The organism is Dyadobacter psychrotolerans (assembly GCF_004349265.1).
In the GTDB taxonomy this organism is placed as follows: domain Bacteria; phylum Bacteroidota; class Bacteroidia; order Cytophagales; family Spirosomataceae; genus Dyadobacter; species Dyadobacter psychrotolerans.
This window is the reverse complement of the sequence record NZ_SMFL01000004.1, coordinates 366,130-378,914: the sequence shown is the minus strand read 5'-3', so window position 1 is coordinate 378,914 and position 12,785 is coordinate 366,130. Positions and strand designations below refer to the sequence as shown.

10 protein-coding genes are annotated in these 12,785 nt (G+C 42.7%); 6 read left to right on the top strand and 4 right to left on the bottom strand.

Features of this window, described 5'->3' with window-relative positions; all coding sequences use genetic code 11:
• The 3 genes from E0F88_RS13245 (at position 1) to E0F88_RS13235 (ending at position 1,966) form a co-directional block, all read left to right on the top strand.
• On the top strand, positions 1–810 hold the full coding sequence (locus E0F88_RS13245) for a CheR family methyltransferase (protein WP_131958734.1): 810 nt from the start codon (positions 1–3) through the stop codon (positions 808–810).
• Positions 792–1,370 (top strand): chemotaxis protein CheB, encoded by a 579-nt coding sequence (locus E0F88_RS13240; RefSeq protein WP_131958733.1) that lies wholly within the window; start codon positions 792–794, stop codon positions 1,368–1,370. Before E0F88_RS13245 ends, E0F88_RS13240 begins: the two co-directional genes overlap by 19 nt.
• Positions 1,371–1,585: 215 nt before the next feature.
• Complete coding sequence (locus E0F88_RS13235) at positions 1,586–1,966, top strand: DUF983 domain-containing protein (RefSeq protein WP_131958732.1); 381 nt, start codon at positions 1,586–1,588, stop codon at positions 1,964–1,966.
• A 29-nt stretch (positions 1,967–1,995) separates the two neighbouring features.
• On the opposite strand, the gene E0F88_RS13230 is transcribed toward E0F88_RS13235, so the two are convergent.
• The 3 genes from E0F88_RS13230 to E0F88_RS13220 form a co-directional block, all read right to left on the bottom strand.
• Complete coding sequence (locus E0F88_RS13230; protein ID WP_131958731.1) at positions 1,996–2,886, bottom strand: AraC family transcriptional regulator; 891 nt, start codon at positions 2,884–2,886, stop codon at positions 1,996–1,998.
• A 91-nt stretch (positions 2,887–2,977) separates the two neighbouring features.
• On the bottom strand, positions 2,978–3,277 hold the full coding sequence (locus tag E0F88_RS13225) for a hypothetical protein (RefSeq protein WP_131958730.1): 300 nt from the start codon (positions 3,275–3,277) through the stop codon (positions 2,978–2,980).
• A gap of 154 nt (positions 3,278–3,431) precedes the next feature.
• Positions 3,432–4,823 (bottom strand): glycoside hydrolase family 140 protein, encoded by a 1,392-nt coding sequence (locus tag E0F88_RS13220; RefSeq protein ID WP_131958729.1) that lies wholly within the window; start codon positions 4,821–4,823, stop codon positions 3,432–3,434.
• A 181-nt stretch (positions 4,824–5,004) separates the two neighbouring features.
• On the opposite strand from E0F88_RS13220, the gene E0F88_RS13215 reads away from it, so the two are divergent.
• A complete protein-coding gene (locus E0F88_RS13215) occupies positions 5,005–6,798 on the top strand; it encodes a cytochrome-c peroxidase (protein WP_131958978.1) in 1,794 nt (597 codons plus the stop codon).
• Between the two features lie 4 nt (positions 6,799–6,802).
• A complete protein-coding gene (locus tag E0F88_RS13210) occupies positions 6,803–8,905 on the top strand; it encodes a metallophosphoesterase (RefSeq protein WP_131958728.1) in 2,103 nt (700 codons plus the stop codon).
• A gap of 5 nt (positions 8,906–8,910) precedes the next feature.
• Here the strand turns inward: E0F88_RS13210 and E0F88_RS13205 are convergent, their stop codons facing one another.
• Positions 8,911–9,582 carry a class I SAM-dependent methyltransferase gene (locus E0F88_RS13205; RefSeq protein WP_131958727.1) on the bottom strand — a complete coding sequence of 224 codons (672 nt, stop codon included), beginning with the start codon at positions 9,580–9,582 and terminating at the stop codon, positions 8,911–8,913.
• 310 nt (positions 9,583–9,892) lie between these two features.
• On the opposite strand from E0F88_RS13205, the gene E0F88_RS13200 reads away from it, so the two are divergent.
• On the top strand, positions 9,893–12,742 hold the full coding sequence (locus E0F88_RS13200) for a S9 family peptidase (RefSeq protein ID WP_131958726.1): 2,850 nt from the start codon (positions 9,893–9,895) through the stop codon (positions 12,740–12,742).
• Positions 12,743–12,785: the final 43 nt, after the last annotated feature.

Genomic DNA, 12,785 nt, shown 5'->3' with positions numbered 1-12,785 from the left:
ATGATTGAAGACGAGGAAATAGAAATACTGCTTACTGATTTATTTGATATACATGGATATGATTTTACCAGTTATTCACGCGCGTCGCTAAAAAGAAGAATCAGCAGGCTTTACTCCCTGGACAAATTTCCAAGTTTTGCTGAATTAAGATACCGCGTGCGAACAGATGAAAGCTATCTTAAGCGGTTTGTTGAAGAGATCACGGTAAATGTGACGGAGATGTTTCGTGACCCATCCTTTTACCTTTCCCTTAGAAACGATGTGCTGCCAATTCTGGGAACCAAACCGTTTATAAGAATATGGCATGCCGGATGTTCAACGGGAGAGGAAGTATACTCGATGGCTATTTTACTAAAAGAAGCTGGACTACTCAAAAAATCATTATTGTACGCGACCGATTTGAATCCAAGTGTTTTAGAAAAAGTCCGGAAAGGGATCTTTCCTTTGATCCAGATGAAGCAGTATTCTGAAAGCTACATTAGTTCGGGAGGCTTGGCGGATTTCTCTACTTATTACACAGCAAATTACGGGCAGGCAAAATTTGACCAGGAATTATCTGATAAAATCATAATATCGACCCATAATCTGGTGTCGGACAGCTCCTTTAATGAATTTGATTTGATACTTTGCCGTAACGTCTTGATTTATTTTGATAAGGATTTGCAGGACAGGGTTTTAAAATTATTTGACGCAAGCCTGGGATCCCTGGGTTATCTGGCCCTGGGGTCAAAGGAGACGCTCAAATTTTCAGCCGTTCAAAATAACTACAAACAGTTGAACCGGGAGAAAATATGGAAGAAGATAGTTTAAATCCCGAAATTGAGCTTGTATTAATCGGTGGTTCTGCGGGAAGTCTGGAGGTACTGTTCAAACTTTTACCACTTCTGAAGGCGGATTTAAAACCCGCAATTATCGTCGTTCTTCACCGTAAAAGTGCCGGAGATTCATCCCTGATTGATTTGCTTTCAACAAAAACAGTTTTGCCTATACAGGAAGCTGAGGACAAAGATCTTATCCTTCCTGGCAATATGTATCTGGCGCCCTCGGACTATCACCTGCTGATCGAGAAAAACCGCACATTTACTTTGGATTATTCAGAGAAGATCAATTTCAGCCGGCCAAGCCTGGATGTAACTTTTGAAGCAGCGGCGGATATTTTCGGCGCCCTGACTGCGGGTATCATTTTGTCGGGTGCCAATGACGACGGAACCATTGGCTTGCGGGCAATAAAAAAAGCAGGAGGAAAGATTATTGCACAGGACCCAACCACTGCCCAAATGCCGCTGATGCCCCAGCACGCAATCAATAATCTCAAAATGGATCACATCTTTAACACTGTTGAAATGGCAGGCTATCTTAACAATTTATAACCTCTGGTCTGAATGCGAACCAAATGAACAGACCCGAGACGCGATCTACCGATCAGCCCGCTGACGCGCTCAGACTGGGTAATCGTTGATTAATACCATAGAAAGCACTTTCTGTATTTTCATGAGCCAGCAGTAATAACGAGATTTGTGCATGAATCACAGGCCCGATAATTGTTAGGATCCGGTGTTCGGTTTAAAAATAAATTCAGGAAACCATGGCACATACAAACCGTTTATACAGCGTCCTTTTTAACAAATGCCCTAGATGTGGCGAGGGTGACTTTTTTATTACCAAAAGCGCCTACAGCCTCAAAAATTTTGACAAAATGAACAAACACTGCCCCAAATGCGGTGAGAACCTGGTACCTGAACCGGGTTTTTACCAGGGTGCTTTGTATATGAGCTATGCTTTTTATGTGGCATTTATGGTGATTTATTTCCTGATATTCGTCAACTTTTTCGAGCAGTATCTCGACTATTTTCTAATCAGCATTATTCCTATATTAATTCTTCTCACACCGTTGTTCTACAGGATTGCAAGAAGGGCATGGCTGGCGCTTTTTATTAAACCGGCGGAAAAAAAGGTGATACCTTGAATGAATGTGAATGCGCCGGAAGCTTATCGTTAATTTTTTTGGTGAACTGATTTCTTTCTAAAATCTTCCGGCGCCAGACCTGTGTACTTCCTGAAAAATTTCGTGAAATAAGAATTGTCGTTAAAATTCAGTTTGTAGGCTATTTCCGAGACGGTGAGGTCCAGATTGATAAGAAGCCGTTTTGATTCCAGAATAATTCTTTCACGAATAACCTCGCCGGCCTGTTTACCCAAATGCTCTTTTGTTAACGCATTCAGGTGATTGGGCGTAATATTCAGCAACTCTGCGTATTCACCTGGCAAGCGAAGGGCAACAAAATTCTGGTCTATTAATTTTTGAAAATTTCTGATTAACGAAGTTGGCTTATTCTGCACAACTTTACTTTCAAGATTTATCCTGCTTTGCTCCGTTCTAATAAATATCTGCAATAAAAGAGACCGTATCATGTCCTCCTGCAACACATGATCCGGCTGTGACTGCTCTATAATTTGTTCAAACAAGGCGACAATGGTCTCCATCAAGGCCTCAGTCAGATCTACAACACACTCTGTTGTGGAACCATTAAAAAACGAAAAGGTTTCCAGGTAATCGGGCCGGAGCAAGAACGACTGAAAGAATGTGTCGGAGAAATTAATAACATAACCTTCCATTTCTCCTTTAAAAAACCAGGCATGAACCTGCGCGGGAACCATAAAATAAATTTGCGATTTTCTGACATCGAATTGCTGAAAATCAATAGTGTGTACCCCTGCCCCTTTTGTGAATAAAACAAGGTGATAGAAGCTGTGCCGGTGCGGAAAAACCAGATTCTGATGCTCCTGCAAATAGTCTGACAGCCGGCTGACCATCAGATTCTCTTTCCTGGATTCAGAAAGTGTACAAATGTCGAGCTGCGGGAATTGCTGTGTTTTATTGGACATGGTAACATTAAACTAACGTTGCAAGTTATACATTAATAAAAAAACCCGCCCGGTCTGGGGCAGGTTTTGCAAACAAACAGTTAAGCTTGAACTACTCTTTTTTTACATCCTCTGCTACTTTCTTAACGCCGGTCTTTGTTTTGTCATAGGCTTTTTCGGTACCGGCCGCCACTTTTTTAGCAACTTTTTTTGTTTCCTGACCCACAATTTTTGCATCCTTAGAAACCTCTTCTCCAACGACTACTGCCCCTTCTTTTACCTTCTTACCTACTTTTCTTGCAGTTGTCTTTGTAGCTTCAACCGCTTTCTGTGTTTTTGTTTGTGTGGTATCCTGCGCGTAGGAAACAACTCCAACTGCCAGGAATGCGGCAACTAAAATTAACTTTTTCATTTTCAGATTGTCGATTTTAAATAATTCCGCTACATAACGGAAGAAGCTTAACAACCTGTATGTTTAGAGTTCATAAATCATATTCGAAATTCTCTTATCGGAAATCCTGGCCGATACCAGGTCAGTTATTATTGGGCCAGCCAACGTATTTATATCAATTAAATCCATAATTTTTATCAGCGTCGTCTAAGACCAATATCCAATCCTTTCCGTAACCGGTGGAGGGAGGCACAAAAATCTGGCTGCCTTTGTTGGCAAACTTCCCGATCAATTTAGCCTCTCCTTTCCTTGGATCAAACCAGTAGGCGTTAAAATCTGAGCCTGATATTTTTCCTGTATGCACTGAAACACGTTTGCCGGCCGCGCTGTACACAAATGCGTAATCCTTGCCTCTGGTTGCCTGGATACGATCAGCCGGTCCATTATTATTTTCAACGATCAACGACTGGTCGGGCACACGGTCATTCATAGGCCTTGAAGTCATTAGTTTTTTTACAAAGCTCATCTGTTTGGCACCCGGCAAATCCAGCGCATCCTTCCAGGAAAGATGCGGTCCGTTAACCGGCTCTCTGCCCTGATCATACATCTGCCATACGTCATGACAACCATACGTATGCCCAAATGCACCTGCGAACAGATCCAGATAGGCAAACTTTCGGACATCATAAGCGTTTGAGATGCCCAGGTCGGCTACATTAAAGCATACCGGGTGATCTTCATAAATCGGTTCGGAATCTATTACCGGCTTGGCCGGGCTGCGGTTGTATACAAAAGAAACCTTATCGTAGGTCAGCTCATCACGGCAATGACCATCCTGTAACATGTTAAAATCCAGCCATTCGTCCTTATGAAACCAGTGTGAAGATCCACCCATATCGACTGCATTTGGCTGAGGATGAAAACTCATCAGCGTTTTACCATATCCCCCTGCTCCTCTTCCAATACCGGCCGCCAGAGCTCTCCATACCTTTACATCATTTGAATTTTGCCTGGGGGTTCTGTCTCCGCCCAAAATCCAAATCACGTTCCGGCGGTTTTCATAGCGTTTGCCTATCCATTCTCCAAAGATAGCGGCATTGTTTTCATTGAAAATCTCAGGGCCCTTACCCCATTTATCTTTAAAAACTTTGTCTCCCCAGGTGGGTAAAAGCGCGATAACGATGCCATATTCCGCAGCTTTGTCGATGATGTAATCAACATGCTTAAAATAAGCATCGTTTGGCTTTGATGGATCATTGTCGATTAGTGGTTTATCTCCAAGCGCATTGGGTGTATTTAGACCATCGAGCTCGGCAAGTGCTACCGCCTGAACAACGGTAAATCCCTGTTTTGCACGATGGTTTAGATACAAATCCGCTTCCTGGCGGTTGAGACGGTGAAAAAGCTCCCAGGCTGTGTCGCCCAGCCAGAAAAAAGGAGTTCCATCCTGATGCACCAAATAACGGTTATTTTCAGACACCTGTAATTTACCATGTGAAAAAGGTTGCTGGGCTCTTGAAAAAGCAGAAAACAAAACCATAAACATGGAAAAAAATAAAGATTTCATCTTGTGTATCTTTTTGATTAACAGTTAAAGACCCAACCCTGTCAAATTTACCAGTATGAAGATTTACAGAATTTTAACCTTTCCCTAAATTAACCACACTTCTTCTTCATTACGGATTATCTTTGTTAAACTGCTTTCCGGGAAACTGCATATGAAGCGCATTTTACACACCTTGGTCTTAATGGTTTCTTTTCTGCTGCTGATTGCGGCTGCAAGGATCCGGGAGAACAACAGCACCGGTGTACAGCAAAGTGCCGACCTGTTTCGGATTAATTCAAAATTATTTGCAGCAGATTTAACGGACCTTGAAAAAAGCCTGATGCAGCTGGACTCTACCCGGCCTGAGACAATTCAACACGCAAAACAGTCACTACAAAACAGCCGCATTGCGTATAAGCGGATTGAATATCTGCTCGAATATTTTTTCTATACTTCTTCCCGTATCTACAACCGGGCTCCCAAAAATGAGATTGAAGAACCTTTTCTGGAATATCAGCAGCCGGCCGGACTTCAATATATAGAAACGCTGCTCTTCGATAGCTCGCCCGAAAAATACAAAGAAGAGCTTTTAACACAAATCCGGTTCGTGCTGTCATCTGCCCATGATCTGAATTCACTGCTTTATAATTTTAAAGCGACCGACGCTCAGATTCTTGAAAGTGTCCGAATTGAATTAGTCCGTGTTATATCTTTGGGTATTGCCGGATTTGATGCGCCGCGGCTGAAGTCAGGTATTTTGGAGTCCGAAACATCTTTGCAAAATCTACGGCAGATCCTGAAACCTTATTTAAACAAAAAATCCCCGAAAGCTGAAAGTGTCTCGTATTGCTTAGAAAATTCAATTTTATTCCTTCATCAAAATGCGGATTTTGATACTTTTAACAGAATGGTATTTCTGACTGCTCATGCTTTGCCGCTTCAAAATGCCTTGAGTAATTTCATTCGGGACCAAGGTCTGGAAATGAATCGGGACAACATTTTGAACTACAAGGCGGAACATCTTTTTACCCGGGATGCTTTTAATATGAACGCTTTTTCCGGTACCGGAAAATCCGATGCCAATCAAACGGTTTCACCTGGAAAAAAGCTGTTTTTCGAAACAAAGCTCTCCGGAAACGAGACTAAAAGTTGCGCCAGCTGCCATGATCCTGATAATTATTTTATGGACGGGCTGGCAAAAAGTATCGGGTTTGATCCTAAAACCTATGTAAAAAGAAATGCTCCTTCCCTGCTTTACGCTTCGATGCAGCACAGCCAGTTTTGGGATGGCCGGGCTAAAACTTTGGAACATCAGATAGAAAATGTGATTAAAAACTCATTGGAAATGCATGGAAATATGCCACTGACACTGACTAAACTTAACAATACGAAAAGCTACCGTAAGGCTTTCAATAAAAAACGAACAGAAAAAATAACCGAATCCGAGATTTATCAGGCTATCGCATCCTACGTCAGAACATTGACCCCCTATAACTCTGCTTTTGATCAATACATTAAGGGGGACAAAAAAGCGCTGACAGAAAACCAGATCGCAGGATTTAATCTTTTCATGGGCAAGGCTCAGTGCGGCACCTGTCATTTTGCTCCCCTTTTTAATGGTCTGATTCCACCGCTTTACAAACTGACCGAATTTGAGGTTTTAGGAACAACAAAAACAGATATTCTTTTAAAAGCCGAACCGGATGCTGATCAGGGTCGTTTTGTTTTCAAGCCCATTCGGTTTTATCAGGGAGCGTTTAAAACACCGACTGTGCGTAATTCCGCTAAAACAGCGCCTTACATGCACAATGGCGCTTTTCAGTCGCTGGATATTCTACTTGAATTTTATAATCAGGGTGGCGGTGCAGGATTGGGGCTGGATTTGCCCAATCAGACACTTTCAGCTTCGCATTTGAATCTATCCAACAGAGAAAAATCAGATATTATTGAATTTTTAGGTGCGTTAACAGATGATGTAAGCACAAAAAAGAATTGAATTTATGAAAAAAATAATACTTGTCATTCTCCTGCTGCTGGCGGCATATCCGAATTTTGCTCAGCTGATCAGAGGACCTTATTTGCAGGCGGCAACGTCAACGGGCATCGTTATTCGCTGGCGTACAGATGTTCCGGCAAATTCCAGAGTACGCTACGGAAGTTCGGGCGGCTCGCTTACCATGTCAAAGGATGATAACACCCTGGTGACCGAGCATGAGATAAAACTGACAGGCCTGACACCCGCTACCAGATATTACTATTCCATTGGCTCAATATCAGTTGTTTATCAAGGCAACGATGATAATTATTTTCAGACCACACCACTGGCCGGAACCATTGCCAAATACCGTTTTGGTGTTCTTGGAGATTGCGGTACTAATTCGATCATTCAGGATCAGGTCCGTGATCAGCTGACAGCCTACGTTGGAAATAACTACATCAATGCTTTGCTGCTTCTGGGAGACAATGCTTACTCTTTTGGCACCGACGCAGAATATCAATCCAATTTTTTCAATCATTACAAGGATGGATTTCTTAAAAAGTATCCCATTTATCCTTCGCCGGGGAATCACGATTACGACAATGACAACCTGGCCAGGCAAAACGATCACAACATCCCTTACTACGATAATTTTACCATGCCTTCACAGGGAGAAGCCGGGGGCGTCGCTTCAAAAACCGAATCTTTTTATTCCTACGATTACGGCAATGTGCACTTTCTTTCTCTGGATTCTTATGGTCGGGAGGATCAGTCAACCAGGCTTTATGACACTTTGGGGAAACAGGTGCAGTGGATCAAAGCAGATCTGGCAGCCAATCAAAACAAAGGCTGGGTAGTTGCATACTGGCACCATCCACCCTATTCGCTGGGTTCCAGAAACGGTGAAACAGATCCTGAAATGACACAGATACGGGAAAATTTCATCCGCATATTAGAAAGGCTTGGCGTAGACCTGATTATATGCGGGCACAGTCACGTGTATGAAAGAACGAAACTGATGAAAGGGTTCTACCAAAAGTCAGAAAATTTCAACGCCTCCGCATTCAACGTCAGCCAGTCCTCCGGAAAATATGACGGCTCGGAAAATTCCTGCCCCTACATCAAAAATCCTGCTTCGCAAAAAGGCACCGTTTATGTAGTGGCGGGTTCTTCAGGACATTTGGGTTATCCAAGCCCGGGTTTTCCGCACCAGGCCATGTATTATTCAAACTATGAACATGGCGGTGCGATGTTGCTGGAAGTAGAAGGAAACCGGCTGGATGCCAAATGGATCAACGATGACGGCCAGATCAGAGACCAGTTTACAATGGTAAAAGATGTCAATAAGGCAAGGTCTTTAACGGTTGACATTGGAAAAAGTGTAAATCTGGAAGCTTCCTTTACCGGCAGCTATATCTGGAATACCGGAGCAACTTCCAAATCGCTTACTGTTTCGCCAACAACGGATACCAACTACGAAGTAAAAGATGGACAAAACTGCATTCAGGACGTTTTCCAGGTTAAAGTGAATACACCCCTTCCGGTTAAACTGGATTCATTCCAGTCCGCAGTGGATGCAGGCAATATGGTAAGGCTGAACTGGGCAACTTCCATGGAATACAATTTTTCATATTTTTCAATAGAGCGTTCAGTCAATGCCCGGGACTTTGCCGAGATCGGGCGCGTTAATGGGGGGCCGAACTCAGCCCAAAACAAACAATATGAATTTAAAGATACGAAAAGTCCGGAACTCAATACCAGTGAAACTTATTACTACCGTTTGAAAATGGTCGATCAGGGAGGAAAGATCGAATACTCACGGATCCTTTCCGTGAAACTCGCAGAACTTATTCTCGCAGGAGAATCTCCAATTGATCAGGTTGACATCGAGGTCATACCAAATCCTTCATCAGTTGACAATATTCAGATCCGGCTCATCGGACGGGCTCAGGCAATGACTAAATTGACAATCACCAGTGCTTCCGGAAAAGTAATACTAAGCAGAAGCGTTAAACTAACCCACAACCTGACGCCATTCGTTCCAACGCAGCTACCGGCAGGTGTTTATTTTGTAAAGGTGATCATCGAAGGAAGAACGATAAACCGAAAATTTGTGATTTATTGAACCTGTTAATCAGCATACTTTGTACAAATCAAAACCATGATATCACGCTCTACGGGCTGACCCATATTGCCTATGGTAATGTCAATTTGCTCTATTATTTCCTGAACCTGAAATCCAGCCTCGCTCATAAGCGAAACTGCGGTTTCTTTGTCATAGAGCTGAAAACCATATTTGGTAAAAGGCAGCTTTTTCATAAAAGATTTGGTTGCCAGCGCAAGGTTAAAAGTGCCGTCTGTTTTGAGAATCCGGTATATTTCAGAGGCATATTTTACCGGATCTTTCCAGAAGTAAATGGTATTGACTGTAAATATTTTGTCAAAAAAATCACTTTGAAAAGGTAGTTGGTTTCCATCAGATAGGATAAAATTGACATTTCCTTTCAGCACATCTTCACTATATCTTCGGGAAGCTTCCTCAATCATGGTCAGCGATATGTCTACTCCTGTATAAGTGATTTCATACAACTTCATCAATTCGCTGACATGGTTGCCATTTCCAGGTCCGATCTCCAAAACCCTGTTACCTTCTTGTATAGAAAGAAGTGCAATGGTTGTTGCAATCATCCCGTTGTTGCTCAGGTTCATCATTTCTCCGGTTTTAATTCCGCCTTCACCGGTGGGATTTGCCAGCTGACCTGCAATAGCTGCCAGATCAGTTTCAGACCATTCTTTTTTCATAAACCATTAATTTTTACTAACACTGTTGTAACACTTTTACCTTTTTCGATTTCACAAAAAGCTATTAATTCGGTCCGGAAACCAAATACCTAAGGCATCCGTCCATAATTATGTATGAATATTGAAAGATTAACTATTCCAATAAAAAGCTCGGTATAATCCCGTTTCCAAGTTAGCAGCAAAATGCTTATGTTTGAACTTATACCAGGCATATTTTAGCGTTCACAAACCATATTAGTAAAAGTTATTCTTTTATGGTTTTCCGGATAAAATCTATGTCGTTAAAAAAATCAAAACTCCCTTTACTTCGATGAGAAAGTTTCTCCAAATTAGTATTCTTGTTTTGTTGGCAGTGCCGGTTATGGCCCAGCAAAAAGCCAGGAAAAAGACAGCGGACAAAAACGGAGCCGTTGTTAAAAAACCGCTTGCCCACAGCGTTTATGATTTCTGGCAGGATAACACAGAGCGGTTGATCACCAATGATGGCCGGTTTTTTGTTTACGGACAAAACCCACAGGAAGGTGATGGAAAAATCATTGTCCGTGAGCTGGTTACCTCCAAAGTTGATTCTGTTAAGCGCGGTTCCGGTGCCCGGATTACTTATGATTCTGAATTTGCAGTTTTTAAAATCAAACCGCAGCTGGCACTCGTTACGGCAGCCAGAAGAGCAAAAAAGAAAAAAGAAGAACTGCCGAAGGATTCGCTGGCTATTTATAATTTGAGAGCCGGGAGTGTCGAAAAAATCCCCGCAGTTACCTCATTTAAACTTCCCGAAAAAGGAGGAAGCTGGCTGGCATATCAGCTGGAAGCGCCTTTGAGTGCCAAAGACAAAAAGGATACGACTGCAAAAGCTGTGAAGCCTGCAAAAGCACCGAAAAAGGAAACAGAAGAAAACGGTTTTAAACTGATCGTTCGTGATTTGAAAACCGGAGCAGAACAGCCTTATGGTTATGTAAAAGAATATGCTTTTTCTGAGAACGGGAAATGGCTTGCTTTCACTACAACAGGAAATGATTCTGTTTATAAAGCGGGTGTTTACGTCTGGGATGCTGCCACCAAAAACGCAAAATTAATTCACGCAGGTCATGCCAAACAGAAATTCACAAAACTGTCATTCGCGAAATTCAACGATGAGCTGGCATTTATCGCAGATGCAGATACGAATTCAAAAACGCAGATTCGTTTGCCAAAACTGTATTTCTGGAAAGGCGGTTTGGAAACTGCGCAGCTGATTGCAGATGAAAGCAAACAGCCCGGCCTGGCAGGATGGCTTGTAAGTTCAAACCAGACGCCCGAATTTTCAAAGGATGGGACAAAACTTTTTTTCGGAACAAATCCAAAGCCCGTTGTCGCCGACACAACTTTACTTCCTGAGGAAATTGTAAGTGTAGAGGTCTGGCATTGGCAGGACCGTAATCTGCAAACCCGCCAAAAGGTTACTGCCGAACAGGATAAAAAACGGGCTTACATGGCCGTTTATCACATTGCTGAAAACAAGTTGGTTCAACTGGCAGACAAGGACATTGAAAGTACTGACTTGGTCAACGAAGGCAATGCGGAATACATCCTGGCCACTTCCGATCACAAATACTCCCACGAGCATTGGGATTGGAACCCAAAACAGGATGTGTACCTGATAAACACGAAGGATGGTTCGAAAAAACTAATTAAGGAAAAGCTTGAAGGAAATGTAAGAATGTCTCCTGAAGGTAAATATGCCTACTGGTTTTCTAATCCGGATTCGGCCTGGTTTGCTTATGACGTTGCCAAATCTCAGCTGATTCAGCTTACAAAAAACAAAGATGTGCGCTTCACAGACGAAGAGGACGATCACCCGGATTTCCCTAATCCTTACGGTGTTGCCGGCTGGACCAAAGGTGATGAAAGCATTCTGATTAACGAACGTTATGATATCTGGCAATTTCCTCTAACCAATGTAGCGGGTGCAAAAAAATTAACCAATGGAAGGCCTGAAAAACGTGTGTACCGTCATGTAAGACTGGATCAGGAAGAACGCGGTATCGACTTCTCGAAGCCAGTTTTACTGTCATCAGTTCATGAGCCAACAAAAAAAGAGGGATATTTTAATTTTGATCCCGCTACCGGACTGTCGACCAAGCTTTACGAAGGCGATTTTAAAACCGGCCGGGTGATCAAAGCCAAGGATTCAAACCAGCTATTGTTCACAAGAGAAACATTCAAAGACTATCCTGATTACTTTGCAACCGACGGTACTTTTAAAACCATCACCCAGGTAACTTTCACCAATCCGCAGCAAAAAGAATATTTATGGGGAAGCGTTGAATTGGTTGACTGGATCGCCGGGGACGGAACGCCACTGCAAGGCTTACTTTATAAACCGGATAATTTTGATCCTGCGAAGAAGTATCCTATGATGGTTTACTATTACGAAAAAAACACGGAGAACCTTCATACGCACTACGCACCAAGACCGATACGTTCTTACATCAATTTCAGCTATTTTACCAGTAACGGTTATGTTGTTTTTGTTCCGGACATTGTCTACAAAGTGGGTTACCCTGGACAAAGTGCATACAACTGTTTGATTCCCGGCGTATTAAGTCAAATCAGCAAAGGTTTTGTGGACAAAGACAGAATTGGAATTTCAGGCCATAGCTGGGGCGGTTACCAGACTGCTTATCTGATAGGCCAAACCAATTTATTCCGCGCCGCCGAAGCAGGTGCGCCGGTTTCAAACATGACCAGTGCTTACGGAGGAATTCGCTGGGATACGGGCCTTACCCGCCAGGCACAGTATGAAAAGACACAAACCCGTATCGGAGGATCTCTTTGGGAAAAACCAATGCAGTTTATTGAGAACTCACCGCTGTTTTATCTGCCAAAGGTGCAAACGCCCGTTTTGGTTATGCACAATGATGACGATGGCGCCGTACCCTGGTATCAGGGAATTGAGTACTACATGGGCTTAAAACGACTTGGCAAACCGGTTTGGATGCTTAATTACAACGGAGAAAAACACGGACTGGGAAAACGCCAAAACATGAAAGATTTTGCGGTAAGGATGTATCAGTATTTTGACTATTACCTGAAAGATGCTCCGAAACCTTCGTGGCTGGGTGAAGGTTTACCTTACATTGAAAAGGGAATCAATCAGCATCTGGAGTTGATGGATAAGTAATTTGGGTGTGTTAAATGTAAGATGTTAAATGTGAAAAAGGGAG